The sequence below is a fragment of the Desulfoluna sp. CLI2B genome (genome assembly GCF_056847375.1).
This window is the reverse complement of sequence record NZ_CP186557.1, coordinates 4,263,488-4,289,863: the sequence shown is the minus strand read 5'-3', so window position 1 is coordinate 4,289,863 and position 26,376 is coordinate 4,263,488. Positions and strand designations below refer to the sequence as shown.

Annotated in this window: 24 protein-coding genes, 1 tRNA gene and 1 pseudogene; 22 read left to right on the top strand and 4 right to left on the bottom strand. The window is 59.8% G+C overall.

What is annotated here, in order from left to right:
* Positions 1–163: 163 nt before the first annotated feature.
* Positions 164–2,389, top strand: coding sequence for an NADP-dependent isocitrate dehydrogenase (locus ACOYW2_RS19995; RefSeq protein ID WP_482767715.1), 2,226 nt, complete (start codon positions 164–166; stop codon positions 2,387–2,389).
* A 412-nt stretch (positions 2,390–2,801) separates the two neighbouring features.
* Here the strand turns inward: ACOYW2_RS19995 and ACOYW2_RS19990 are convergent, their stop codons facing one another.
* Positions 2,802–3,611 carry an HD domain-containing protein gene (locus ACOYW2_RS19990; RefSeq protein ID WP_482417760.1) on the bottom strand — a complete coding sequence of 270 codons (810 nt, stop codon included), beginning with the start codon at positions 3,609–3,611 and terminating at the stop codon, positions 2,802–2,804.
* 251 nt (positions 3,612–3,862) lie between these two features.
* Between ACOYW2_RS19990 and ACOYW2_RS19985 the strand changes: the two genes are divergently transcribed.
* From ACOYW2_RS19985 to ACOYW2_RS19965, 5 genes are all read left to right on the top strand, one after another.
* Positions 3,863–4,240 carry a DUF134 domain-containing protein gene (locus ACOYW2_RS19985; RefSeq protein ID WP_482767714.1) on the top strand — a complete coding sequence of 126 codons (378 nt, stop codon included), beginning with the start codon at positions 3,863–3,865 and terminating at the stop codon, positions 4,238–4,240.
* A 297-nt stretch (positions 4,241–4,537) separates the two neighbouring features.
* Entirely contained in the window at positions 4,538–5,281 is a 744-nt protein-coding gene (locus ACOYW2_RS19980) for a 4Fe-4S binding protein (RefSeq protein WP_482767713.1), read from the top strand.
* The gene (locus ACOYW2_RS19975) at positions 5,278–6,168 is read left to right on the top strand and encodes an ATP-binding protein (protein WP_482419702.1); all 891 of its coding nucleotides are present in this window, start codon (positions 5,278–5,280) and stop codon (positions 6,166–6,168) included. The genes ACOYW2_RS19980 and ACOYW2_RS19975 overlap by 4 nt, the downstream gene beginning before the upstream one ends.
* A gap of 16 nt (positions 6,169–6,184) precedes the next feature.
* Positions 6,185–6,547, top strand: coding sequence for a NifB/NifX family molybdenum-iron cluster-binding protein (locus ACOYW2_RS19970; RefSeq protein WP_180139531.1), 363 nt, complete (start codon positions 6,185–6,187; stop codon positions 6,545–6,547).
* 72 nt (positions 6,548–6,619) lie between these two features.
* Positions 6,620–6,976: a NifB/NifX family molybdenum-iron cluster-binding protein gene (locus ACOYW2_RS19965; RefSeq protein ID WP_482417758.1), complete on the top strand. Its 357-nt coding sequence runs from the start codon at positions 6,620–6,622 to the stop codon at positions 6,974–6,976.
* Between the two features lie 198 nt (positions 6,977–7,174).
* On the opposite strand, the gene ACOYW2_RS19960 is transcribed toward ACOYW2_RS19965, so the two are convergent.
* Positions 7,175–8,602, bottom strand: a complete 1,428-nt coding sequence (locus ACOYW2_RS19960; protein ID WP_482767712.1) for a 5' nucleotidase, NT5C type — start codon at positions 8,600–8,602, stop codon at positions 7,175–7,177.
* A gap of 334 nt (positions 8,603–8,936) precedes the next feature.
* Between ACOYW2_RS19960 and ACOYW2_RS19955 the strand changes: the two genes are divergently transcribed.
* Positions 8,937–10,724, top strand: a complete 1,788-nt coding sequence (locus ACOYW2_RS19955) for a GspE/PulE family protein (protein ID WP_482767711.1) — start codon at positions 8,937–8,939, stop codon at positions 10,722–10,724.
* A gap of 192 nt (positions 10,725–10,916) precedes the next feature.
* Here ACOYW2_RS19955 and ACOYW2_RS19950 read toward each other — a convergent pair whose 3' ends face one another.
* Positions 10,917–12,008, bottom strand: a complete 1,092-nt coding sequence (locus ACOYW2_RS19950; protein ID WP_482767710.1) for a LysM peptidoglycan-binding domain-containing protein — start codon at positions 12,006–12,008, stop codon at positions 10,917–10,919.
* A 416-nt stretch (positions 12,009–12,424) separates the two neighbouring features.
* Here ACOYW2_RS19950 and ACOYW2_RS19945 point away from each other — a divergent pair, with 416 nt between their 5' ends.
* The 13 genes and pseudogenes from ACOYW2_RS19945 to ACOYW2_RS19885 all read left to right on the top strand — a co-directional run bounded on the left by ACOYW2_RS19945 (position 12,425) and on the right by ACOYW2_RS19885 (position 23,989).
* Positions 12,425–12,976, top strand: coding sequence for an HD domain-containing protein (locus ACOYW2_RS19945; protein WP_482767709.1), 552 nt, complete (start codon positions 12,425–12,427; stop codon positions 12,974–12,976).
* A gap of 244 nt (positions 12,977–13,220) precedes the next feature.
* Positions 13,221–14,564 (top strand): HD domain-containing phosphohydrolase, encoded by a 1,344-nt coding sequence (locus tag ACOYW2_RS19940; RefSeq protein WP_482767708.1) that lies wholly within the window; start codon positions 13,221–13,223, stop codon positions 14,562–14,564.
* 11 nt (positions 14,565–14,575) lie between these two features.
* On the top strand, positions 14,576–15,343 hold the full coding sequence (locus tag ACOYW2_RS19935; protein WP_482417751.1) for a motility protein A: 768 nt from the start codon (positions 14,576–14,578) through the stop codon (positions 15,341–15,343).
* Between the two features lie 3 nt (positions 15,344–15,346).
* A complete protein-coding gene (locus tag ACOYW2_RS19930; RefSeq protein ID WP_482417750.1) occupies positions 15,347–16,174 on the top strand; it encodes an OmpA/MotB family protein in 828 nt (275 codons plus the stop codon).
* A gap of 185 nt (positions 16,175–16,359) precedes the next feature.
* Positions 16,360–17,028 carry a PTS sugar transporter subunit IIA gene (locus tag ACOYW2_RS19925; protein ID WP_482419695.1) on the top strand — a complete coding sequence of 223 codons (669 nt, stop codon included), beginning with the start codon at positions 16,360–16,362 and terminating at the stop codon, positions 17,026–17,028.
* A 355-nt stretch (positions 17,029–17,383) separates the two neighbouring features.
* Entirely contained in the window at positions 17,384–19,042 is a 1,659-nt protein-coding gene (locus ACOYW2_RS19920) for a chloride channel protein (protein WP_482418820.1), read from the top strand.
* Positions 19,043–19,060: 18 nt separating this feature from the next.
* Entirely contained in the window at positions 19,061–19,894 is an 834-nt protein-coding gene (locus ACOYW2_RS19915; protein ID WP_482417748.1) for a universal stress protein, read from the top strand.
* A 241-nt stretch (positions 19,895–20,135) separates the two neighbouring features.
* Positions 20,136–20,225: transfer RNA gene (locus ACOYW2_RS19910), tRNA-Ser, on the top strand.
* Positions 20,226–20,663: 438 nt separating this feature from the next.
* A pseudogene (gene dnaX / locus ACOYW2_RS19905) lies at positions 20,664–21,245 on the top strand (DNA polymerase III subunit gamma/tau); the annotation flags it as partial.
* Positions 21,242–22,546: a hypothetical protein gene (locus ACOYW2_RS19900; protein ID WP_482767707.1), complete on the top strand. Its 1,305-nt coding sequence runs from the start codon at positions 21,242–21,244 to the stop codon at positions 22,544–22,546. The pseudogene dnaX and the gene ACOYW2_RS19900, both read left to right, overlap by 4 nt.
* Positions 22,530–22,841, top strand: coding sequence for a YbaB/EbfC family nucleoid-associated protein (locus ACOYW2_RS19895; RefSeq protein ID WP_180139578.1), 312 nt, complete (start codon positions 22,530–22,532; stop codon positions 22,839–22,841). Before ACOYW2_RS19900 ends, ACOYW2_RS19895 begins: the two co-directional genes overlap by 17 nt.
* Positions 22,842–22,941: 100 nt before the next feature.
* Entirely contained in the window at positions 22,942–23,541 is a 600-nt protein-coding gene (gene recR, locus ACOYW2_RS19890) for a recombination mediator RecR (RefSeq protein WP_482417746.1), read from the top strand.
* The gene (locus ACOYW2_RS19885) at positions 23,531–23,989 is read left to right on the top strand and encodes a YkgJ family cysteine cluster protein (protein WP_482419691.1); all 459 of its coding nucleotides are present in this window, start codon (positions 23,531–23,533) and stop codon (positions 23,987–23,989) included. Before recR ends, ACOYW2_RS19885 begins: the two co-directional genes overlap by 11 nt.
* Here ACOYW2_RS19885 and ACOYW2_RS19880 read toward each other — a convergent pair.
* Positions 23,954–24,196 (bottom strand): hypothetical protein, encoded by a 243-nt coding sequence (locus ACOYW2_RS19880; RefSeq protein WP_482417744.1) that lies wholly within the window; start codon positions 24,194–24,196, stop codon positions 23,954–23,956. The two genes, ACOYW2_RS19885 and ACOYW2_RS19880, sit on opposite strands and share 36 nt — an antisense overlap.
* A gap of 178 nt (positions 24,197–24,374) precedes the next feature.
* Between ACOYW2_RS19880 and murI the strand changes: the two genes are divergently transcribed.
* Together murI and ACOYW2_RS19870 are read left to right on the top strand one after the other, a co-directional pair.
* Positions 24,375–25,163 (top strand): glutamate racemase, encoded by a 789-nt coding sequence (murI, locus tag ACOYW2_RS19875; protein ID WP_482767706.1) that lies wholly within the window; start codon positions 24,375–24,377, stop codon positions 25,161–25,163.
* Positions 25,164–25,446: 283 nt separating this feature from the next.
* Positions 25,447–26,376: a malate dehydrogenase gene (locus tag ACOYW2_RS19870; RefSeq protein ID WP_482417743.1), complete on the top strand. Its 930-nt coding sequence runs from the start codon at positions 25,447–25,449 to the stop codon at positions 26,374–26,376.

Sequence of the window (26,376 nt, the reverse complement as noted above, 5' to 3'; positions counted from 1 at the left end):
AAGAATAAACGACGATAATTCATGGAGAGACAGCAGCGATTCGATCCCTGGAAGAAGGGGAAATCGTCTCTTTTTATGTCGGATCGTTTTGGCGCAAAGGCCCGGGCCCTGTGAGAGTCCACTGCCACAGCTGGTGGTTTACCTGAATTGACATGAGGACACTATGACAGACAAACGTATCATTTACACCGCTATAGATGAGGCTCCCGCGCTGGCAACCCATTCCCTGTTGCCCATACTTGAGTCCTTTACCAAGGGTTCAGGTATCTGTTTCGAGAAAAAGGACATCTCCCTTGCGGGGCGAATCCTTGCGAATTTTCCGGAAAACCTAAGCGAAGACCAAAAGGTCGCCGATCATCTGGAAGAGCTCGGGGCCCTTGTCAAGGAGCCTGCCACCAACATCATCAAGCTGCCCAACATCAGCGCCTCCATTCCCCAGCTCAAAGCGGCCGTCAAGGAGCTTCAGGGCAAGGGCTTTGACGTTCCGGATTACCCGGAAGAGCCCCGGACCGATGCGGAAAAAGAGCTTCACGCACGCTATGCCAAGGTCCTCGGCAGCGCCGTGAACCCCGTGCTCCGGGAGGGAAACTCCGACAGAAGGGCTGCAGCCTCGGTGAAGGCCTTCGGGAAGAAGAAACCCCACAGGCTCATGAAAGCCTGGCCGGATCACTCCAAGGCCCGCATCGCCCATATGGAAGACGGGGATTTTTACGCCAGCGAAAAATCCGTTGTGGTGGACAAGGCGTGTTCCGTGCGCATTGAGTATGTGGACCCCGAAGGCACGGTGTCTGTGTTGAAGGGAGAGACCCCCCTTCTTGACGGTGAAGTCATGGATTCCGCAGTGATGAATGTCCGCGCCCTGCGTGAGTTCTACGCCGAGCAGATCGCCCTTGCCGCCAAGGACGATGTGCTGCTCTCCCTGCACCTCAAGGCCACCATGATGAAGGTGTCCGACCCCGTCATGTTCGGCCACTGCGTCTCCGTCTTTTACAAGGAGGTGTTCGACAAGCACGGTGAAACCCTTTCTCCCCTGGGCATCAACGTCAACAACGGCCTGGGCGACCTCTACGCAAAAATCCAGGACCTCCCCGAAGAGAAACGCTCTGAAATCGAATCCGATATCATGGCCGTGTACGAGGCTTCCTGCCAGCTTGCCATGGTGGACTCAAGCAAGGGCATCACCAACCTGCATGTTCCCAACAACATCATTGTGGACGCCTCCATTCCCGTGGCCGTCCGCGACGGCGGCAGGATGTGGGGCGCCGACGACAAGCTCCACGACACCCTCGCCATGGTGCCGGACCGCTGTTACGCCACCATGTACCAGGAAGTCATTGAGGATTGCCTGAAGAACGGTGCCTTTGATCCCGCCACCATGGGCAGCGTCTCCAATGTGGGCCTCATGGCCCAGAAAGCCGAGGAGTACGGCTCCCACGACAAGACCTTCGAGGCCCCGGGAAGCGGGGTGATTCGCGTCATCGACGACGCCGGAAAGACCCTCATGGAGCAATCCGTGGAACAAGGGGATATCTTTCGGTCGTGTCAGACCAAGGATGCACCCATCAGGGACTGGGTGAAGCTGGCTGTGACCCGTGCCCGCGTCACCCAGACACCCGCCGTGTTCTGGCTTGACGAAGACAGGGCCCATGACGCACAGCTCATGGGCAAGGTCAACGCCTACCTGAAAGGTCACGACACCGACGGGCTGGATATCAGGATCATGGATCCGGTTTCGGCCATGGCATACTCCCTTGAGAGGATCAGGCGAGGTGAAGACACCATCTCCGTCACCGGAAACGTCCTGCGTGACTACCTCACGGACCTGTTTCCCATCCTGGAGCTCGGCACCAGTGCCAAGATGCTCTCCATCGTGCCGTTGATGAAGGGTGGCGGCCTGTTTGAAACAGGGGCCGGGGGCTCTGCACCCAAGCACGTGGAGCAGGTGCTGAAGGAAGGCCACCTCCGTTGGGATTCCCTGGGCGAGTTCTGCGCCCTGGTGCCCTCCTTCGAGCACATCGCCGCAACCCACAAGGATGCAAAGGCCACCATCTTTGCAGAGACCCTGGACAAGGCCATCGGCCGCTTTCTGGAAAACGAAAAGTCCCCTTCCCGAAAAGTAGGCGAGATGGATACCCGGGGAAGCCACTTTTACCTTGCACTTTACTGGGCACAAGCCCTGGCCGAGCAGACCGCCGATGCGGACCTTGCCACCCGCTTTTCCGCCATGGCAGACAAGCTGGCAGCCGCCGAAGCCGTGATCACCGACGAGTTGATCAGCGCCCAGGGAAGCCCCGTTGACCTGGGCGGCTACTACCGCCCCGACGTCACAAAGACCACACAGTTCATGCGGCCGAGCCCCACGTTCAATACCATTATCGACCAGCTGTAAGAACGTTTCCCCTTGCCTTCGGCCCTGCCGGGGCAAGCCGCGAAAGCCCATGCAATTCCCACGCCCCTTTCCTTTTTTCCCTTTGGCAAGAAGGGAAGGGGCGTTTAAACATGCCCCGCCGTTGCCTCTCCTCTGTTGCTGTTGTCAATATGCAGCTATCCATATTTTTAAATAAGAACAGCCGTTTTATAATGGAAGCGATACTAAAAAGCGTGCCTCCGGCGGGTCACTTTTTTGAAAAAAAGCTCCGCAAAAAACTTTCCGGTAAGAAAGGTTAGAGCAGTCAGAATCGCCGGAATTCATAGAAAAGCTGTCAAGACCTGTTTGTCAAACCCAGATCATATAGTTTGGCAAAAGTTTGTCCCCCGGCAGGGCCGCCGGAGGCTTCTTTGGATGACCAGTAACAAGCTGGTTAAGGGGATGTGGGGTTGGGCGTGGTGCAATGGCTGAGATTGGGGGCGAATTCGGTCTGGATGATGGTGTGGAGCTTTTTGCCCACCTCCAGGCCGATGTCGATGAAGCCTGGCCCGTAGAGCTTTCCGGTCTGGGATCGGAAGGTCTTCTTGATGCGGGCGATTCCTTCCAGGGCCCTGGGGTAGTGGCTCATAAAGAGGGGTAGGGGGATTCGTGCGTAGGAGACCATGTCCCAGACGGTGTGGGCGAAGTTGTCGGGTCCCCAGCGGAATTTGTCGGCATCGTAGAGGGCGTCAGCCAAAAGCTGGGCGTCCGGGCTTGCCGGGCAGGTGCCGTCATGGGTTTTGAAGGCTTCGTGGCAGGCGATGGCAAAGGCAATCTCGTGGATCTCGTGGGTGGGAAACCCCAGTTCGGTCAAAACGCGTTCCGCGTATGCCGCGCCTTTTTCCGCGTGGTCCTTATGTTTTCGCATGGTGTCGTGGAGCAGGCCGGCGCAGTGGGCCTTGAACATGAGGCGCGTCATGGAAGGGGCGTCTGCGTCACACTTTTTTTCCCGGGAGCAGCGCTCCACCAGCACGATGGCGCCAGCTTCAATGGCCACCTTTTGGGCGTGGAAGAGCCCGTGGCCAAAGTCCTCATCCAGTTCGGCTTCCAGGTGGGAGATGAGCCCCTTGAGCGTTTCGTTTCGATCAAAAAGCCGGTGCGACCTTTCAAGGGCATCGGCTTCCTCTTTATAAAAGGCGGGTTCCGGGAGGTCCTTGACCAGCTCCCGCGCCCGTTGTCGAATTTGTCTGTATGTCTCATCCATACCTCAAAGTGTAGCACACACCCCGTCTTCTTGAAAACAGGCAAGGGGTACCGGACGCTTCTCAAGAAGGGCTTTCTGTGGCATGGGGAAAGGAAAGGCGCGTGTGGAGGCTTCCCCTTTTTGTCTCTTGTTTACGCGATGTTCCGACCTGTGGCGGCCTTATTTTCATGGGGTGAAAAAAACATTGACAGGTCCTGCGGCCTGGTCTAAATAACAACTTATGAGCATATGCTCATAACCAAGGAGGAGTCATGGTACGTCCAAAAAAAGAACGGGTGGTGGGAGTTCCCTCCAGCCTCAGCTACTTCAAACCGGGGGGCATTCCCCTTCGGCAGCTTGAGGAGACCCTGCTCACCGTGGACGAACTGGAGTCCCTCAGGCTCTGTGATCTGGAACAGCTCTCCCACGAAGAAGCGGGACGTCGCATGAACGTGTCCCGGGCCACCCGCGAGAAGCACGGCGCAAGGTGGCCGATGCCCTGGTTCACGCCAAGGCCCTGCGCGTGGAGGGCGGCAACTATCGGATCACGGAGGAGTTGCGCCTGTTTGTCTGCAGCGGTTGCGGCAAAAGGTGGCAGGAACCTTATGGAACCGGGCGCCCGGACGGGTGCCCCTCGTGCGAGAGCGTGAAGTTCCACAGGGTCTGGAAAGAAGAAGCCGGGTTTCCCGAGTCCGAATGATGCCGTGCGCAAGCTTTTTTTGATACCGACCGATCCGGCCCCCATATCCGGTATCGGTGCTCATCAAAAGGAATTTCACAGACATCCCGTTTCGGGGATCCGACGGTTAAGATAAACCCGTAACACGGGGTAGTGAACGCCATGATGATCACGGTAGCAAGCGGCAAAGGGGGCACGGGGAAAACCGGCGTGGCCACCGGCTTGCCGCCGTGGGCGATAGGAAGGGGCCACCCTTCTTGACTGCGACGTGGAAGAACCCAATGTCCATCTGTTTTTGAATCCCGAGTCGGTCATAACGACACCTGTCACCACCATGGTCCCGGTGGTGGACGAGGATGTGTGCGTCCAGTGTGGCGCGTGCAGTGAGTTGTGCCAGTTCTCTGCCATCACCCTGGTGGCAGGCGAACTCTATACCTTTCCCCGCATGTGCCACAGCTGTGGCGGGTGCGTGATGGTGTGCCCCTCCGGGGCCCTTTCCGAAGGCACCCGCGAGCTCGGTGAGCTGGAGCGGGGCCGGTACAAAGGCATTGAACTGATTACAGGGCGCCTGAAGGTCGGCGAAGCCATGAGCCCTCCCCTCATCGACAGGGTGAAGGAGGCCGCCGAGGGCAAGGAGCTGGTTATCGTGGATGCCCCTCCGGGGACCTCCTGCCCGGTGATCGCCGCCATGGGCGGGACCCATTACGTGGTGCTGGTCACCGAGCCCACGCCCTTCGGGCTCAACGACCTGAAACTCGCCGTGGAGGCGGTTCGGGTCCTGGGTATTCCCTTCGGCATCGTTATTAACCGTGCCGACGCCGGGGACGACCGGGTGGTCCGGTACGCGGAGGAAGAGGGCATTGAGATCCTGATGTCCATCCCCTACAGCCGGAAAGTCGCGGAGTACTACGCCAGGGGACGCCTCTTGGTGGAGGCGATGCCGGAGATGGCCGAGGCCTTTGAAGGCATGGTGAACAAGATCCGCAAAGCCACGGAAGGGGGGACACGATGAAAGAGATCACCATCTTAAGCGGCAAGGGCGGCACCGGAAAAACCACGGTCACCGCGTCCTTTGCGGCCCTTGCCACCAACAGGGTGCTGGTGGACGCAGACGTGGACGCCGCCAACCTGTACATGATCACCCCCCACACCGTGGAGGAAGAGCACCCCTTTCAAGGGGGCAACCTGCCGAAGATCGATATCCAGGCCTGCACCCACTGCGGTGAGTGCGAAGCCCGGTGCCGATACGGGGCCATTGAAAAGGGGCCCCGCCTCAACCGCATCGCCTGTGAGGGCTGCGGGGTGTGTGCCCACTTCTGCCCGGAAGGGGCCATCACCATGGAGCCCCGGGTGTGCGGCACCTGGTTCAACTCCAGCACGGAGAACGGTCCCCTGGTCCACGCCCGCCTGGGCATTGCTGAAGAGAACTCCGGTCTCCTTGTCTCCCTGCTGCGCCGCGAGGCACGTAAAAAGGTGGAGGAGACCTCGGCCAACCTGATCCTGGTAGACGGCCCTCCGGGCATCGGCTGCCCGGTGATTGCCGCCACCACTGGCTGCGATGCCGTGGTGGTGGTGACCGAACCCACGGTCTCGGGTCTCCACGACCTGGAACGCGTGGCCGAGCTCACCGCCTTTCTCAAGGTCCCGGCCATGATCACCATCAACCGGTGGGACCTCCACCCCATGATGGCGGAGCGGATCCGGGAGGTGGCAAAGGAAAAGGGCATGCATCATTTAGGCGACATTCCCGTGGACGAGGCGGTAACGGCGTCCATGGTGCAGGGCAAGCCCCTGGTGACCTGTTCCGACGGTCCTGCGGCCACGGCGATTCGCGGTGTGTGGCAGCAGGTCGTTAATTTTCTGGATGACAAACGCGGGCCACTGAAGATGGCTCTGTAACCCAAGGAGAACCCCAATGAAGATCGCAGTGACAGCTACAGCGCCGGATTTCGACGCCCCCATGGACCCCCGGTTCGGCCGCGCCGCCTGTTTTCTCGTGGTGGACACCGAGACCATGGCCTGGAGCGTGGTGGAAAATACCCAGAACCTGAACGCAGCCCAGGGTGCCGGCATCCAGGCCGGAAAGACCATCGTTGAGACGGGCTGCACGGCCATTATCACGGGCAATTGCGGCCCCAAGGCCTTCCGCGTGCTTACGGGCGCGGGCATCAACATCTACACCGGAGCCAAGGGCTCCGCCCGTCAGGCCGTTGAGCAGCTCAAGGCCGGAGAGCTTCAGGCCTCCGCCGAAGCCAACGTGGAAGGACACTGGATTTAGTCCCTTTGACAACTTTGCATTCAAGGTGGCTTTGCCTGCCGCCGCTTTTGTATACCCATGAAGGAGAAAAAAATGAAAATCGCCATTCCACTGGCCATGGGCCAGCTTACAGCACATTTCGGACATTGCCAGGAATTTGCCTTCGTCAACGTAGCCGACGGGGAGATCAAGGAAACTGAAAAGCTTGTTCCCCCGCCCCACGAGCCCGGTGTGCTTCCCAAGTGGCTGGCGGATCACGGCGTGACCCACGTCATCGCCGGTGGCATGGGCGGCAGGGCCCAGCAGCTCCTCAACGCCAGCAACATCGAAGTGGTCACCGGTGCCCCCGTGGAAGACCCCGAAGTGCTCGTCAAAGCCTGGCTCGCCAAGACCCTGGAGACCGGCGAGAACGCCTGCGGTCACGACGAAAACCATATCTGCGACCACTGATGCACAGATAGACCGACGTGCCTTGAGGCGGCGGGGGAGACCCCTTGCCGCCCCCAACGCGTTTTACGGCGGGTCTGATTCACCTGTCCGTCCACTCGAAGAAGAGGGCCGGCCGTAAAACACAAAAACCCCGTTTTTGCAAAGGGACCTCCTTGGATGCAAAACGGGGTTTTTTTATTGGGGCTGTCCGGGCAGCCGTCAGGGAGCAAAAAACAGGGCGGCTTCGGCTGCGATCTCCGCCCAGGAGGTACAGCGGGTGCAGGCGGGGTGCACCCTGCCATGCCGATTCCAGGGGCGATCAAAAAGAAAGGTGGGGACCTCCATGGGGCCGCTGAGAAAGGCGGCCATGGACAGGGAGTCCTCCACGGCAAGGGTGTAGGCCCTTTGTTTGACCTCGTCCAGGGTGATGAAGGGACCCTGGCGCGGGTGGTGGCGGCCGTATTTGTCGCAGATGTCAAAGCTGTCAAAGGGCACCTTCTCCCTCTCCAGCCAGGCAAGGGAGATCTCCCGGGTTTCAGGGGGACGCCCCGTGACCACGGCGATGGGGTACCCTTGAGCCTGCCAGGCCGCCAGGGTCTCTTTTGCCCCGGGGACCGGGGAAAAGCCCATGAGCACCTCTCGGGTGTGAACCACCTTGAAGAGGTGCGCCAGCTGAGCACGGGTGAGGCCGAAGGAGTTGGAGAGATCGAAATCGGCGATCTCTTCGTAGCTGGCCTCAATGCCGAATTCCCGTCTCACCAGGTCCGGGTAGGTACGCGTGGTCTCGGCGATGACATCATCCATGTCCAAAATGGGTGCTTTCATGGATGGCTGCTCCAGAGCGTCGATCATGGAAAAGCAGCCCGTGGTGCCGGAAAGGCGTTTTTTCTCCAGAAAGGCCACAGCGTCGAGGGTACCTTCGGCGTAGATGTCCCGGCCGTTGATGTTATGGGTGATGCCGAATTCGGAGCTGCCGTCCGGGGCACAGAGGGTGTAGGTGTGCCAGCCGTGGCCGTCGATATGCTCTTCGGGAATGCCCATGGCTTTCTGGGTCTCGGGCTCGCGGACCATGTCGATGTCTGCCTCGGTGAAGTCCACGCCCAAGAGGTTGAACTGGCGGATGATGGCCTTGGCCGTGCCGCTGGTGTCTGCCTTCCAGCTCTGGTGGCTCTCCTTGACGGTCATTTGAAAACCCTTGAAGAGGCCGGGAAAGTTCTTGGCCCCGTACTCGATCATGGCCTGGAGACCCACGATCTGCTTGGCCATGTTGGGGGCGATGACCGCCGGGATGGTCGAGTTGTTCACATCCTCGCGGATCTGTTCCCGGTTGCCGCCTGTTGTGCCCATGACAAAGGGGAGGCCTTCGGCGCAGTAGAAGGCGACGTTGGCGTCCACGGCTCTGGGGTGGGTGTAGTCCACGGTGATAAAGGAGTCGCAGCGTTTGCGGATCTCCGCAAGGGCTTCTTGGCGCTCGTTCGGGGAAACCAGGGTGATTTCCGTCTCCTTGACCCGGATGCTTTTGTCCGTGTCCGGTCCGGTGAAGGAGTAGGGCAAAACGGTAAATCGCTCGTCATCTATCGCGTGGGCCAGGATGGTGGTGGCCACCTTGCCCGGAACGCCGTTGATCATGATGTGGGTGGTCGTCATGGTATCGCCTCGTCAGTAGGATTCGGGGTGGTTGGTTGTGGGCCTCGGCAGGCCCGCTCGGTAACCTACCATATTTGCCGGCGCGATTCAAAAACGGGGTCAGGGCAACCCTATAAGGCAACTGAATGGTTACATGCGTTGGCCCTGCCCCGGACGCTGCGCCTTGTTGTCCTTGGGCCGCCCATGTGGTAAAAACAGAGCAAGATACCGTATCTGTCTCGCCTTTCCGTGCGCATAAAAGAGCATAAAAGAATAGAATAGATGAGATGAATAGACGCACGGTGTGTCCGCCCCTCTTTTTTTCCTGTCCGATACCGAAGGAGAACCCGCTGCCATGAATGCCATATCCCGAGAAAAATTTTCTCCGAAGTCCGTGTTGACCCATCTTGTCCAGGGGGGATACCTCTCCCAGGACCAGGCCAGGCATGTGGTCTCCATGCGGGAGAGCGTGGAGAGAAAGCTCTCCCGGAGAAAGGGAGACGTCAAGGCCGGTATCATCGAGGTCTTGCGGCATCTGTCCATGGACCGGGCGGACAGGCCCGGAGAGCCCCTGGACGAGGACGCCATCTACCAGGCCCTGGCCGAGGCTTGGGCCATGGATTACATGAAGATCAACCCCTTGAAGCTCAACATGGAGACGGTGACCAAAACCATCCCCAAGAATTTTGCCATGAAGCATCTGGTGCTGCCCGTGGCCATCAAGGACGGGGAACTCACCGTGGCCATGTCCAATCCCTTTGACACCGAGGTGCTGGATGACCTCAAGCGGGTGAGCCAGATGCGCATCCGCCCGGTGATGGCCTGCCGCTCCGACATTGAGCGTTACATCAACGAGTTTTTCGGGTTCCGTTCTTCCATTGCCGCGGCCAAGTCCCAGTACGCCGGTACCGGCATCGACCTGGGGAATCTGGAGCAGTTCGTCAAGCTGGGCTCTTACGGAGAGCTTCAGTCCTCGGACCATCACATCATCAACGCGGTGAACCACCTGTTCAGCTACGCCTTTGATCAGCGGGCCAGCGATATCCACATTGAGCCCAAGCGGGACGTGACCGTCATCCGCATGCGCATCGACGGGGCTCTGCACTCTGTTTACGAGCTGCCCAAGACCATTCACAGCGCCCTGGTGACTCGAATCAAGGCCATGAGTCGCCTGGATATGGCGGAGAAACGGCGTCCCCAGGACGGCCGTATCAAGACCGACCAGGACGGCACCGAGGTGGAGATCCGTGTCTCCACCGTGCCCGTGGCCTTTGGTGAGAAGGTGGTGATGCGAGTCCTGCACCCGGACATCATGTTCCAGGATCTGGAAAAGCTCGGGTTCACCGGGGAAGACCTGGGGCGGTACGAGGCCCTCGTGAACCGGCCCCACGGTATCGTGCTGGTGTGCGGGCCCACGGGCAGCGGAAAGTCCACCACCCTCTACTCCACCTTAAGGCGCAGGGCGAGCCCGGAGCTTAACATCACCACCGTGGAGGACCCCATTGAGATGGTCCACGAGGAGTTCAACCAGATCGCGGTACAGCCCCAGGTGGGGATCAAGTTCGGGACCATCCTGAGGAATATTTTGCGTCAGGACCCGGACATCATCATGCTCGGGGAGATGAGGGACCTGGAAACCGCGGAAAACGCCGCCCAGGCATCCATGACCGGTCACCTGGTCCTCTCCACCCTGCACACCAACGACGCCCCTTCGGCCATCACCCGTCTTCTGGATATCGGCATTCCGTCTTACATCATCCAGGCCACCCTCTCCGGGGTGGTGTCCCAGCGCTTGGTGAGGCGGGTCTGTCCCCATTGTGTGGAGACCTACGACATGGACAGCGAAAAATTAAAAGGGCTTGGGCTGGACTCGAGGCGTGAGGGGATGCTCACCCTCTCCCGGGGCACGGGGTGCCTCAAGTGCCGGGGGACGGGGTATCTGGGGCGGCTGGCCATCTTTGAGATCCTTACCTACTCCGAGGCGATCCGTCGTCTTACCACCCAGGACGCGGATGTGGCTGCCATTCGCAGGCAGGCAACCAAGGAGGGGATGGTGAGCTTAAGGGAGAGCGGGATCCGGCAACTTCTGGCGGGCAACACCACCTGGGAAGAGCTGCTCCGGGTGACCTGGGAGAGCCACTGATCCCGTGACCGACAAAAAGGCCTCCGGCGGCCCTGCCGGGTGCCAAACGTTTAAAAAAAGTATGACAAACAGGTCTTAAACAATTCTTTCCAGACTCCGCCGAAGGCGAGCTGGTTTGTTACGCGTTCTTCTCCATAAAAAAAGGCGCCCTGACCATGGCCGGGGCGCCTTTTCATTTTCTTGCGGGTGGGGTTATTTCAAGAAGGCGAAATGATCCCCGGGGCTCAATCCCTGGGTGGAGTAGGTGACCAGGATGGTGGAGGTCTCCTCCTGGGCGTCCAGAACAATAAAGTTGCCGATGTTGACGGGAACTCGAAGGCCCTTGTCACTCAGGGCGTCGGTGGGCTTTTTGGTCTCGTAATAGAACGCCGTGTAGGTCTGGCCCTTAACGATGCCGTCGGAGGTGCCCCGGTTGATGAAGCCAACCATGTCCTGGCCAAAGGTGGTCTCTCCCTCTTCGGCGGTGATGATCTCCCCTTCCATGGATTCAAGGCCGTCCAGGATGGGAATGTTCCGGGAGCGCTTCTTGTAGGGCATGATCATGTCGTTGAGCTTGATGGATCGGTAGGAGTCGGTGATGCGGCCAATGAAGAAGCCGCCGCGCTCGCCCGTGATCTCCACAACCCCGCTCAGGTAATGCTGGGTGCCGATTTCCTTGCGGACACGATTGAGCTTTTTACGGTCCACGTCCAGAAACCGCGCCGTGATCTGCCTCGGAGTGAGGGTGCGGTAGGTGACGTAGCGCGCACCGATGACAAGGGGCGTTTCTTCGCTGGCCTTGATGTAGATGGTGTCGCCTTCTCCCAGCATCAGCTGGTCGGTGCCCTTGAGCTTAAAGACAGAACCGTGGGGGGTGATAGGCTCCCGTCGCATGAAGCCGACCCGCTCGATTTTTGAGTAGTAATATGTGCGGGGCTCCGCTTTTTTTGCGGTTTCTCCGGATTCCATGGCCCCTGCATCCTCAATGGCTGCGTCCATGGCCTCATCGGCGGTGCCCAGTTTGTCCAGGTCGCTGCGATGGACGAGTTTGATTTTCTGGCCGGGGTAGATCAGGTGGGGATTGGACAGCTGGCCGTTTTTGCTCCAGAGGTCGGGCCAGGTGTACGGGTTGTCGCTGAATTTTTGAGAGAGTCCCCAGAGGGTGTCCCCTTTTTTGACCGTGTAATACACCCCTGTTTCCGAGGAAACCTGCGTGGTGGTGTCGGCCAGGCCCGATACCCCGGAGGAGAGAATGAAAATCAGTGAGAGTAGGGCGGCGTATCGGAGTTTTGCCTTGATATCCATAATCGCTCCGGTATGATGATTGAGGTAAGTTGGTATAGACCGTATCCGGTCTGAAATAAGGCCCCTGCGTCACTCTTTACTGTCCGGTTTTTTCATCCTTGTGTCAACACAAAATAGTGGAAAGTGCTCACGTATTTTTGGCCCTGGCGGAGCCTGAAATATAAGGTGAACCCAAGGGATGGGCGCCATCGGATGCCTCTTTTTTTCATGGGGGGTTGAGATGGCGGAACAACCCCTGTATAGGGTGGCAACGGCTGCCGCCCGGATTGTCTTGTGAGGGGCCGCAGGGGGTACATACTGCTGATATATCCTGTATTATCCTGATTTGTCAATGTATTCAAAAATGGTCCTCCGACGGTGGGAGTAAATGCCGACAGGTTGCCGGGGAACGGGCCGTACAGGGAGAGGATCGTTATATGGAACGGATTGCCGATTTTTTGTTTGAAGCGGGGATGTTGAAGCGGATCCCGCGCTCCGGTTACCACTTTCTCGGGGGGGGCAAGGAGAGCATTGCCGAGCACTCCTTTATGATCACCACCATCGCCTTTGCCCTGTCCCGCATGGATGAGGCCGTGGATGCCGGAAAGCTTCTGGCCATGTGTCTGCTCCATGACCTTCCCGAAGCCCGCACCGGGGACCTGAACTATGTCCAGAAGAAATACTGCTCGGCCGATGAGGCCCGTGCCGTGGCCGATCAGGCCAGGGGCCTTCCCTTTGGAGGTGAGTACGCCGAGCTGGTGGCCGAGTTCAATGCCGCTGAGACCCGTGAGGCCAAGCTGGCCAAGGATGCGGATCAGCTTGCCTTTGTCCTGGATCTGCGGCAACTCATGGACACCGGGCATACCGGTGCGGACAAGTGGCTGGCCGTGGTTCTGGATCGCCTGAAGACGGACGCCGGGCGGAAGCTGGCCGATGCCATCGTGTCCAGGGCCTGGGACGACTGGTGGCTGACGGGTTACACCGAATAAAGCCCGTACGCGCCTTGTGGCCCCGGTGGGTAGGCATCCCGAAGGAGGGCCGCGGATCGTGCTGTCTCAGCTTATCCCGGGTGGGACGGGGAGAGAAAAGACGAAAATGGCTTTAACTTCGGGGCCGGTTTGGCCGATCAAGAGGAATGCATTCGGTATCAGAACGGATGGCCACGCGAGGCGTGACGGACAACATGAAGGGGGAGGCGTGCCCGGTACGTGTTCGGGCCAAAGGGCGGAAGGCATGGAAAAAATGGATACGGCGAAAATTTTGTACGTGGATGATGATCAGGACCTGATCCAGATCTACACCCGGTTTCTGGAAGGGGAGAACTACAGCCTCAAGACCGCAGGCGATGCCGAGGAGGGGCTGGAGGTGGCTTTGGATTTCATGCCGGACCTCATCATCAGCGATGTGGCCATGCCCGGCATGGACGGCCTGGAGTTCTGTCGCAGGGTGCGGGCATCCGAGACCCTTGGGGACGTGATCTTCATGCTGGTCTCCGGCATTGACGTGGAGCCAAGGGATGTGGTGGCGGGCCTGGGGGCCGGTGCCGACGAGTATCTGGTCAAACCCTTTTCCCGCGATGAACTCGTGGCCCGCATCGGGACCCTCCTGCGGATAAAAGGGCTAAAGGAGAAGGCTGAAAAAGCCGATACTTTTTTCAAAGACGAACTCCGGAACCGCGACACCCTGGAGGCCAGGCTGGCAGAGCTCAAGGAGGAGCTCGCCGGTGAACGGGAGGCCCTGTCCGGGGCCCTTAAGCAGGTGGCTTCACTTGTGGGAGAGCGGCAAAAAGCCGTGGAGCGGGCCGACACCATGGAAGCCAGGGCTGCAAAGACTCTGGAAACCTGTGTGGGGCTGCTGGCATCGGTTTTGGATGCGCGGCCTTCATTCAAAAAGGGGCACGGTGTGGATGTGACCCGCCTGGCACTGGCCATGGCCGACGAGCTCGGACTCGACGGCGACAAACGCCGCGAACTGGAACGGGCCGCACGGCTCCACGAACTGGGGCTGCTCTTCGTGTCGGAGGAACTTGCCGGAAAGAACCCCCTGGACCACACCGAGTCGGAAGCTGATTTTCTCTCCCGGCACCCCGAGCGTGCCGGCAAGATCCTGGCCGGTGTGGAAGGGCTGGAAGAGACGGCCCGCATTGTCCGCCACCTGTTTGAATATCTTGACGGGAGCGGGACCCCCGGTGGCCTGAGAAAAGAGGCCATTCCCCTTGCATCGCGGATCATTTCTGTTGCAGATGCCTGGGAGACCCTGGCGGCGTGGCCCGAGGGCGGCAGCGAAAGAGATCGTCTGAACAGGCTGGAAGAAGAAGCAGGGACGCGATTCGACCCCAAGGTTGTGCACAGTCTGCGCAAGTGTCTGGGACGAAAGCCTGAAACGGAAATCGGTGGTCGTGTGGAGATGAGTGTGTTTGATGTGAAGCCCGGAATGGTCCTCGCATCCGCCATCTATACAGCCAAGGGAGCCATGCTCCTGCCCGAAGGTACGGTCCTCACGGATGAGTACATCAGGCAGATCGCACGCTACAACCGGATCGAGTCCCTGGAAGAGACTGTATTTATAAAGGGATAGGTTGGGTTGATATGGATCTGGCTTCATTGATAGGTGTGATTTCCGGGGTTGGCTTTACCGCCGCGTGTATTCTTCTTGGCAGCAGCCTGATGCTGTTCTGGAACCTGCCGTCGGTCATGATTGTCGTTGGGGGGACCATTGCCTCCTCCCTCATTGCCTACCCCCTCAAAGAGTTCCTTGGCGTGTTCAAGACCGTGGCCAAGGTGTTCATGTTTAAGATCGAGAAACCCGAAGACCTGGTGAAGAGCCTGGTGGAGATCTCCAACAAGGCCAGGAAGGGCGGCCTCCTCTCCATTGAGGCGGACATCAACAACACCGAAGACCCCTACCTCAAAAGCGCCCTTCAAATGACCGTGGACGGGGTGAAGACCTCGGACATCGCCGCGGTGATGCAAAAAAGGATGGAGCTTACCCACCGGGAGCACAAGGTGGGTTACTCGGTCCTTGCCTCCATGGGGGCCTATGCACCGGCTTTCGGCATGGTGGGCACCCTCATCGGCCTGGTGCAGATGCTGGCCAACCTCGACGACCCCTCATCCATCGGACCCAAAATGGCGGTGGCCATGATCACCACCTTTTACGGCGCCCTGATGGCCAACCTGTTTTTCATTCCCATGTCGGACAAGCTGAAGCTTCGCAGTGAAGAGGAGATCATGAACATGACCCTGCTCTACGAGGGCGTGGTTTCCATCCGCGAAGGAGAACACCCCAGGCTCATGGAAGACAAGCTCAACGTCTACCTGACGGCAGGGGGCGGAAAAGCCGCCAAAGAGGAGTAGACCATGGCTGAAGAAAACAGCACCGGCGCAGGCGAAGAGGAGGCGGCCCCGGCCCTCAACCCTCCGGCCCCCATCGGGGGGGATGACGAAGAGGGGGGCGGCGCCCCTGAATGGATGTGCACCTTCTCCGACCTGGTCACCCTGCTCATGTGTTTTTTTGTGCTGCTGTTTGCCATGAGCACCATCCAGGAGGAGACCTTTAAGGAGCTTGTCCAGTCCCTGAAATCCGCCCTTGGCGTGCAGCAGGTCCCCGAGACCGGCACCCGTGAAGGATTGAGGATGGACCCGGGCACCGACACCACCGATCCCCAGGCCCATGCCGTGGACGAGTTGGGCGGGATGGTCCAGAAGGAGATGGAGGAGATCGTCAGCGATGTGCGAGAGCTGATCATGTTCAACAAGCTCGGCGGCCAGGTTCGGGTGGAGGAGACCGAAGACGGCGCGGTGATCACCATCGCGGATATGGTCATCTTCGGGCCCGGTGAGGCCCGCCTCTCCGAGGACGGGCGTATCGTCATGGAGAAGGTGGCCATGGTGCTGGCCCAGTTCCATTACCCGGTCACCGTGTCGGGGCACACCGATGCCCTGCCCATGGCCAGGCGCAACGACGACTCCAACTGGGAGCTCTCCACCCGCCGCGCCACAAGTGTGGTGCGTTTTCTCATCTCCATGGGTATCGACCCTTCCCAGCTCAAGGCCCAGGGCTTTGCCCACTACCGGCCGGTGGCCGACAACCGGACCCCTGAAGGCCGTGCCAAGAACCGCCGGGTGGAAATTACCTACGAGCGTACCTACATCGCCCGCGCCCTGAGCGGAGGCCTTTACAGGTAGCCCCTTTTTGCTGGTTTCTGAATGCGTTCACCCTGCCCCTGTCCATGATTGCGGTTGAACTCTCAATTTCTATCGGATAGAATACGAAGTTTTTAAAATATCGCCGGGACGACGGCGCGTCGGGGAAAACGTGTTCCCGGACCGTCGGTCGGCCCTGTTTTTGACGTTTTTTTTTGGTGACGGATATGAAATTGAGATTGGATGAGCTTGCCGAGGCCATGGACCTGCCGCGGGATACCCTGGAACGCTGGATTCGACAGGGGCGCATCCCTGTAAAGAAAAGCGGGGCAGAGTGCTCTTTCAGCTTTGCGACCCTTAAAAGCTGGGCCGGAAAGCACAACACCTCCTTTGTGCTCAAGGAGCCGTCCTCGCCCGCGGGCGATACCCGTGAGGCGGTGATTCTCTCCCAGGCCATAGAGCGGGGCGGGGTGGTTTTCGATCTTGATGGCGACGACGTTCCTTCGGTTCTCAAGAACATGACCGCCTCGGTGCGGGGTTTCGGTGAGGGGGAGCGGGACGCTCTTTTTCATCTCCTTGACGAGCGGGAGCGCCTGGCCTCCACCGGCGTGGGGCGCGGCGTGGCCCTGCCCCACCCGAGAACGCCCATGGACGCCTGCAGGGTTCCGTCCATCACCACCTTTTTTTTGAAGCATCCCGTTGATTTTGATGCCGTGGACGACCTGCCGGTGCGCGTGCTCTTCCTGATCCTGAGTCCCGATGTGGGGACCCACCTGCAGCTGCTGTCCAAAATCTCCTTTTGTGTGCGGGAACCCGCGTTTTTGCGATTCCTGGAGAGCGTGCCTTCGGAGGCGGCCCTCCTGGAAAAAGTGGCGGAGTTCGAGACCAGGCTTTAAGAGGGCTTTGGAGGAGCCCGAGGTTCCAGCAAAAAAGGGGGATGGGGTCCCCTTTACAACGGGGGTGGAATCTGTTAGTCCGGCGGTGTCGGTTCGGTACCGACAGTGCTTTAGAATCCAGCCGGGAGAACCCCTGGCCCGGAGACCCTGCGGACGGGTTGGAACCCGATGCCGCAGTGTGTCCGAACCAGGCGTTTTTCAAGGCTTTTTTGCGTCGTGACACCGGGGCGCTTTTCTTGTTTATCGTCGGGAACCCGTTTCCGAACTTTTTTTGGGGATCTTTTAAATGCTGAAAAGGCTGTGTAGACTTCCGTCGAAATTGCCGCGTATTCAGTCGGATGATCGGTTGATTTTGATGGTGGCCGGCGTGATGGTGGGGATTGCAAGCGGGCTGGCGGCCCTGGCCCTGAACCGGAGCCTTGAGGCGATGATGGAGTTTGTGCATCACCTGAAGGACTACCCCTGGGCCTTTGTGCTGCCCGGGATCGGTGCGGCCGTCTCTGCCATTTACCTTGATTACGTGATGAAGGAGGGGGCCGGCCACGGTGTGCCGGAGGTGATCTATGCCGTCTCCCGCTACGGTGGGCTCCTGAGGCTGCGCTCCAGTATTTCCCGCCTGATCTCCAGTTGCCTGACCATCGGCAGCGGCGGCTCTGCAGGTCCTGAGGCCCCGGTGGTGATGAGCGGGGCAGCCATCGGCTCCAATATCGCCAAGCTGTTCAACCTGAATGACCGTCAACGCGTCACCCTGGTGGGGTGCGGGGCGGCCGGTGCCATCTCTTCCATCTTCAACGCCCCCATTGCCGGTCTGGTTTTTGTGCTGGAGGTGGTGCTGGGCGAGTGGTCCACGGTAAACATCGTGCCCATCGCCATTGCCGCGGTGGCAGGCACCGAGGTGAGTCGCTTTTTTAACGGCAACCAGATTGCCTTCAGCCATACCGGTTTTGATATCGGTGTTGCCGATACGGTGGCGGCAGCCGGGCTGGGTCTGGCCACGGCCCTCTTTTCCATCCTTCTCACCCGGGCCCTGCGGTCCATGCACGGGGTTTCTTCCCACGTCAAGCTCCCCAAATGGGGGCGGGCGGCCGTGGGCGGTTGTCTGGTGGGTCTTCTGGGGCTGGTCTTCCCCGATGTGCAGGGGGAAGGGTACCACGCCATCCGTGAGATGATCGTGGGGGCCTACAACGGCGCTTTTCAGCTGGCGGCCATTGCCATTTTTGCCAAGATCCTGGCCACCTCCCTGACCCTGGGGTGGGGGGGCTCCGGCGGGATTTTTGCTCCCTCCCTTGTGGTGGGCAGTTTTACCGGTCTGGCCTTTTACCGGGGCGTGACCCTGCTCTGGCCCTCCATTCCTCTGGTGGGGGAGGGCTGTTTCGCCCTTCTGGGTATGGCCGGGCTCATCAGCGGAATCCTTCAGGCTCCCCTCACCGGCATTTTCCTTATTGTGCAGATCACCGGGGGGTACGAGGTGATTCTGCCCCTCATCGTGGTCTCTGCTGTTTCCACCACCATCACCCACTACTTTGAGCCCGCCTCCTTTTATATGAAGGACCTTGTGGACAGGGGGCAGCTTCTGCGTCCCGGCACCGACGCCCGGGTGCTCAACGACCTTTCCCTGGGCGAACTCATCGAAAAGGATTGCCTGGCCGTGACGCCCCATATGACCTTAAGGGAGTTCGTGGAGGTGGTCAAGCGCTCCACCCGCAACCATTTTCCCGTGGAAGACCCGGGCAGCGGTGATTTTCTGGGCATGGTGGACCTCGACAGGGTGCGGCCCTACCTCTTTGACACCATCATGTACGATGCCGTGGTGGTGGAGCAGATCATGGACCGGAAGGTGGCCACCGTGGCCTACGGGGATGAGCTGACAGAGGTCCTGCACACCATGGACACCCAGGGGCTTTTTACCATTCCCCTGGTGGTAAACCGGCGGTTCGTGGGGATGATCTCCAAGGCCACCCTCCTTGACAAATACCGAAAAGAGCTGATGGTGCAAACCACCGACAACGCGTGATACGGGTAGGAGACCGACATGGACACTCAACTTTTTCACATTTTCCGGAACACGCCCACCGGGCGGGAGACCTTTCTTCAGTCACTCTACTTCTGTCGCCTCATGGGGGCGTCGCCTGTGGTGTATGTGCCCAAGCACACGAAGTTCCTGATGTATTTCGAGCGGGACGTGGTCCAGGTGGATCTGGACAGCTCCTACCTCACAGCCCCGGAGACGGCCGAAAAGCATGCCCGGGAGCTGGCCGAACAGGAGGGGCTGGAACCCGGGGTGTTCAAGGCCAAGAATTTTACGGCCTCCACCCTGCCGGACATTCCCGTGGATTTTGATTTCATGTGCTGCCCGCGCAGCATCAGCGACCTGACCAGCAAGATCGGGCTGGGGTTCATCGGCTCGCGGGTGAGGCGCATCATCCGGTCGGCTTTTTTTCCCGTGCTTATCACCAGCCCCTCCTTTCGTAAGTGGAACAGCATCACGGTTTTTTTCGGTGGTTCCAAAAACGCGGTCAATGCTCTTCGCTTGGGGGCCCGCATTGCCCGCAAGACCGGTATGAAGCTCAGGCTCTTTACCCAGGTGGAGGGAGGCAAGACCCGGGACGATTACGAGAAAGTGATCGTGGAGAGCGGTCTGGGGGATGATATGTCCGCCTATGTGGATGACTGGCTCCTGTTTTTTGGCGGCAAGTTCGAAGAAAACCTCTTTGAAGTGCCCCATGACAGCCTCCTGGTCCTGGGGGCCTACGGTCACGGACTGATCCGTGATCTGCTCTTTGGAAGCAAGATGGAGACCATTCAGTCGGTGATGCCCAATAACCTGATGGTGGCGGGGCCCAATTACGTGGACAGGGGCGCGTGATTGGATGATGCGTTATCCCGGGGCGTTGTGGAAGAGCCCCGGATGGGGGCCCGGCAGGCTTGGCAAAGCCTTTTTCAGGGACCCCTGAAAAGTGTGAGAAAACCCCTTGACAAAGGGAGGGGGATGACGTAAATCTTCTCTCGCTTTTGGGGCAGTGTTCAACAACACGCTGCTCGATGAGCGCGGCGCTTCCCACCGGCCTGGTCGGTAAGAGTGAGCGCCAGACATAAGGGTAATATGCGGAGAGGTGACCGAGTGGCTGAAGGTGCACGCCTGGAAAGCGTGTGTGCTGTAACAGGTACCGAGAGTTCGAATCTCTCCCTCTCCGCCACTACCCCTTGTGCCTGAATCAAAGGGCCGCCAACAGTGAACAGGTTTTCACCACTTCCTTGACAGCAACGGACGTGGGGCGCCTGTTTTTTTCGTTTTGGCCCTTTGCCTTGCCCGCGGCGGCAACGGGATGCACGGGGCGCTTGCAGTGCCCATCGTTTTATGGTTTCATCCCTGGTAGTGACCCCATGCGTGATGTGGGGCTTTTAAGGCGGCACCAGGCCGCGGCTGATTTGATGACACGCCGGCACCTTGCCCGCGTTCCGGTCCGGAACCGGTCTTCGGCCGGCAGGGAGAACCGGTCACCATGTCCTATCTTGTCCTTGCCCGAAAATACAGACCCCAGCTTTTTGACGATGTGGTGGGGCAGTCCCACGTCACCACCACGCTGACCCGTCTGCGCCATTTCCGCCGAGCGTGATGACGATTTCTCTTTTCCGGCCCCCGGGGCACGGGAAAAACCTCGGTGGCGCGCATCCTGGCCAAGGCCATGAACTGCTCCGGCAGGCGGGAGACCGGTTCTCCTCACCCCTGCAACTCCTGCCGTTCCTGTCGGGAGATCACCCAGGGCAGCTCCGCCGACGTCTTCGAGATCGACGGTGCCTCCAACAACAGCGTGGAGCAGGTGCGGGAGCTGCGCAGCAACGTCAGCTACATGCCCGTCTACAGCCCCTTCAAGATCTACATCATCGACGAAGTGCACATGCTCAGCACGGCGGCCTTTAACGCCCTGCTCAAGACCCTGGAGGAGCCCCCTCCCCATGTCCTGTTCATGTTCGCCACCACCGAGGTGCACAAGATCCCGGTGACCATCCTGTCACGCTGTCAGCGCCACGACATGCGGCGCGTCTCACACCGTGACCTCAAGGCTCACCTTCAAAAGCTCAGCTCCCTGGAGAACGTTTCCGTTCCCGACGAGAGCCTGGATCTTATCACCGTGGAGGCGGGGGGCTCTGTGAGGGACTCCCTCAGCATCCTCGACCAGGTCATTGGCAGCGCCGTGGACGGCCGCTACCGATGAACTCGTTCCTGACCACCCAGGCCGTGGAAACCAGCGACGTTATGGCCCTGACCGAGGCCCTGATCCGGCGGGACGGCGGGGCCGTTCTCTCGGCCGTGAACCGGTTTTATATCCAGGGCAACGACCTGCGACGCCTCTTTTCCAGCCTCACCCAGACCTTACGGAACCTGTTGGTGCTTGAGGTGGCCGGCCCCGAGGTGCTGGACCTTCCCGACGGAGAGATGGCTGCCATGGGGGCCATGGCCCAGTCTTCCACCCGTGGGTTTCTCACCAAGGCCCTGGAGGTGCTCCTGGCCGAAGAGTCGGCCGTGCGCTATGCCGCCGCCCCCAAGATGGCCCTGGAGCTGGCCCTGATCAAAATTCTTCAGGTGCCCGATGCCCTTTCCATCGATGCCCTGATTCGAAAGATTGACACCCTGCAGAAAAACGGCGGCGGTCCCCCTGCGCCTTCGGGGCCTTCCGGTCCTTCCGGGGGCGGGGTTTCCGAAACACGTGCGGCCTATGCCCCGGCGCCCCCTGCAGCTCCCTCGGCCAAGTCGGCACCCGTCACCCCCGAACCGGTCGCCCCGGTCCGAAATCAGCCGCCTTTGAGTGGCTCGGCTCCGGCAGTGTCCGAGCAGGCGCCCCGGCAAATATCGCCACAGGCATCGCAGCAACAGCCGCAGCAGGCACCACCGAAGGCGCCGCAGCAAGTATCGCCACAGCCCTCGCAGCAAGCGCAGCAGCAGACACCACCGCAGGCATCGCAGCAAGTGCAGCAGCAGGCGCCACCGCAGGGATCGCAGCAAGCGCCACAGCAGGCACCTCAACACGCGCCCCAGCTGCCGCCCTCGCCGGTGCCTGACCGGGGGGCAGCGCCCGCGTCGTCCGGGGCCCCGGGACCCTCGCCGGCCTGGAACCCCTCGGATTCCCCGGAAAAGGCCTGGGGGGCATTTCTTGATGACTTGCGGAAAAATCGGCCTTCGCTGGCCCCGCTCCTGGCCAAAAGCGCCTTGAAAAAAGTGGCGGGAAAGAGTATTGAGATCGAAATCACCGCCAACCGTTTTGCCGTGGGGCGACTCAAAAACGGCAAGAAAAAAGAGTTGGAAGATGAGATCCGGGCCTGGTTCGGCTCGGAGATGGACGTGACTTTACACACCATCATTGCCGGAGAAGAGACCCATTCCGGGGGGCGCCACGGGAACGACCGCATCGTGACCGAGGCAAAGGAACACCCCGTGATTCACGAAGCCATTCGGGTCTTCGGGGGCAAGGTGGATGTCAACATCATTAAGGAGGAAGACCATGAAAGGCATGGGTAACATGATGAAGCAGGCCCAGAAGATGCAGGCCAAGATGATGAAGCTTCAAAACGAGATGGACCAGTTCACCGCAGAAGGCACCGCCGGGGGCGGCGTGGTCAAGGCCGTTGCCAACGGCAAACAGAAAGTGCTCTCCGTCACCATCGACCCGGAAGTGGTGGATCCCGAAGATGTGGAGATCCTCCAGGACATGGTGGCCGCAGCCGTCAACGATGCCCTGACCAAGGTGGGGGCCATCGTCAACGAAAAGATGAGCAAGGTAACCGGCGGGATGAATATCCCCGGCCTGATGTAGTTATTTACCCTGCTTTGTTGTCCCGGGCTGCCGGAGGGATTCCTCCGGCACGCTGATTTCGGGCCGTGCGTTTTGCTTTGCACCCATTCCCAGGTCCAGCATGAATCATTATCCAGCCTCGTTGAAGCAGCTTATCGACAATCTCGCCCGTTTGCCGGGGATCGGCCGTAAAAGTGCCGAACGACTGGCCCTTCACATCCTGAAGGCACCGCACCGCGAAGCAGACCTCCTGGCAGGCAGCATCGCCGAGGTCAAGCGCCGGGTGAGGCTCTGCCGCCGCTGTTTTGCCCTTGCAGAGTCCGATCACTGTCCTGTCTGCGCCAACACGGGGCGCGACCAGTCCCGTATCTGTGTGGTGGAGAAGCCGGCCGACATGGCGGCCATCGAGACCTCCGGCGGGTACGCGGGGACCTATCACATCCTCCAGGGGGCTTTGTCTCCCATGGATGATATCGGTCCGGACGATCTGCGTATCGCAGAGCTCCTCAACCGGGTCAAGGCCGAGGGCACCGTGGAGGTGATCCTGGCCACGGGGACCAATGTGGAAGGGGAGGCCACCGCCGCCTACATTGCGGAGCAGCTGCATCACCTGTCGGTGCGGGTGACGCGCATTGCCTCCGGGGTGCCCATGGGCGGGGATTTGAAATATGTGGATCAGGTGACCCTGAAACGGGCCATGGAGACGCGACATGACACATAGTAGCACCACAAGCGAAGATATTTTCGAGTGCACCCAGTGCGGCGAATGCTGCACGGGGTTTGGGGGCACCTACATGACGGAGGAGGACGTGCAGCGCATCGCCGCCTTCATCGGCGTGTCCCCCGAGGAGTTCGTGGCCACCCGCTGCCAGATCGTGGACGGCATGCCGGTTATCGCCTCAGGCAAAGACGGCAAGTGTGTTTTTTTTAAAGACAACTGCACGATTCATTCAGTCAAGCCCCGCATGTGCAGGGCCTGGCCCTTTATCGACGCCGTGGCCCGGGTTCCCTCCAACTGGGACCTCATGGCCGATGCCTGTCCGGGGATCCGCAAAGGGTTTCCCCACGAGGTGATTCGCCGCATTGTCTGCGGGGAGCAGGAAAAGCTCAACGAGGCCAGGCACGAGGTGGGATCAATCTCGCCACATCTCAGGGGGCAGAAGGCGTAAAGGGTCTTCGGTCGTTTTGGAAACGGCTATGATGCCGCGGCGTTCAAGCTCTTCAAGGGCCGCATCAAGCCCCGGGCCATCCCCGGCCCAGAGACGCGTCACCTCAGGGCGGGTCAGGGGAAGCTCCTGATCGGCCAGGCCGGTGAGGAGCAGGTAGCACGAGACGGTCTCCGTGGGGAGGCCGAGGGTAAATATTTTCTGGTCCATGTGCATGGGACCTCCTTGTGGAAAAATGTGTGCATGACCGGAAGCGGGGACTCCTTCTGGGAGCCTCACTTCGCTGACACTGCGGAGTATACCAAACGGTGTCCAATTCACAACCTTTGCAGGGCCATGGCCGACACCGGTGGACCCTTCAGCATGAAACACAGGCGTTTTAACTATTATGATTGGTATTTTTGATTCGGGCATCGGTGGGCTAACCACCTGTCGTGCCCTGAAAGAACTTCTGCCCGGTCACGAGATGATCTACTTTGGCGATACCGCCCGCACCCCTTACGGCAGCAAGAGCCGGGAGACCGTTGTGCGGTACAGCCTTGAAAACACCCGCTTTCTCATGGAGATGGGTGCGGAGATGATCGTGGTGGGGTGCAACACCGCCTCCAGCGTGGCCCCTGCGGCCATCCGGGAAGCCTATGACGTGCCTGTGTTTGAAGTGGTAACTCCGGCTGTGGAGCAGGCCCTTGCCGCCTCGAAAAAGGGGCAGATCGGGGTCATCGGGACCCGCGGAACCATCACCAGCAAGGTGTATGAGACCCGTATCAAGGAGATGCGGCCCGACGCGTCGGTGCACTCCAATCCCTGTCCCCTGCTTGTTCCTCTCGTGGAGGAGGGGTGGTTCGACCGCCCCGAAACCCGAAGGATCGTCAAGAGCTACATCCACCCCTTACGGGTCCGTCAGATCGACACCCTGATCCTGGGGTGCACCCACTACCCCATGCTGGAGCCCATCATCAAGCAGAAGGCGGGGAAACGGGTGACCATCATCAACTCCGGCGCGGCCGTGGCCCGCCAGGTGAAGGCCTTTGTGGATGCTCACCCGGAGTGGCGGGACAAGGGTGGCAGTCGTCGCGGGTGTGATCGGTTTTATGTCTCCGATTATACCCCCCAGTTCCGCTCCATCGCCGAATCCATCCTCAACCAGAAGGTGGAGCTCCAGCTGGTGCAGCAGTAACCTCCCTTCCCGGTTCCGATTAAAGATTGATCAAAAATCCGATTGATATTATAAATAAATACGGCGTCTTCTTCGGGCGCCGTCTTTGTCCGGGCCGTTGACGTTGGGGCATGCCCCCTTAAGCCGCCCGAGCCCTTGTCCGGCTGATTCGCCTCTTTTCCCGTACGCTTTTTTCCCCGCCGCGCCTGTCCCCATGCCGGATGTGTTGCCCTTTCTTCTTCCGTGACATCCACGCCAGTGCATCATGCATTTCCCACCCGCAATACCGTGTGAGGAGGACTCCATGACCGTACGCAAGATTTTTATCGCCGGGGCAGGCAATGTCGGCTCCGCCGCCGCAGCTTTTATGGCCACAAAACAACTGGGGAATATCTACCTGTACGATATTTTGGAAGATTTTGCCGTGGGGCAGGCCATGGATATCAACCAGTCCCTTCCCTATTGGAGATCTGACTCCAAGGTGACGGGGTGCCGATCCTTAGGAGAGATGGAAGGGGCGGACGTGGTGGTGATCACCGCCGGTGGCAAGCGGGCCGAAGGCATGACGCGCCTGGACCTTCTCTACCAGAACCTTGATATCATGTACGAGATCGGGGAGGTGGTGATGACCCTGGCTCCGGATGCCTTTGTCCACGTCACCAGCAACCCCGTGGATGTGCTGACCTGGGCCCTGAAAGAGCGGTGGCCCAAGATGAAGGTGACGGGCCTCGGGTGTGCCCTGGATGCCATGCGGTTTCGGTTTTTCCTTGCCGAGCACCTCAACGTCTCCCGTGAGGCCGTGAACTGCACGGTTATCGGGACCCATGACGACAACATGATCCCCCTTGTAAACCGGGCCGATGTGGGAGGCACCCCGGTGAGGGAGCATCTCTCCGCCGACGATGAGGCGCGTCTCATCACCCTGGTGAAACATGGGGGCGGGGACATCGTCAAGCGCCTGAAGACCCGCAGCGGGTTTTTTGCCGCAGCCACCAAGGTGACCCAGATCGTGGAGTCCCACCTTCACAACAAGCAGCACATCTTTCCCTTGAGCGTGATTATCGACGGAGAGTACGGCTATTCGGACATGGCCCTCTCCCTTCCTGTCTCCATCGGGGAGCGGGGGGCCCACAAGGTGTTTGAGTTTGACCTGAACGATGAGGAGCGTGCCCAGCTGGATGTCTGCGCCGACTCCATGCGCACGGTGATCGCAGAGATCCGTGCCCGGGCTTAA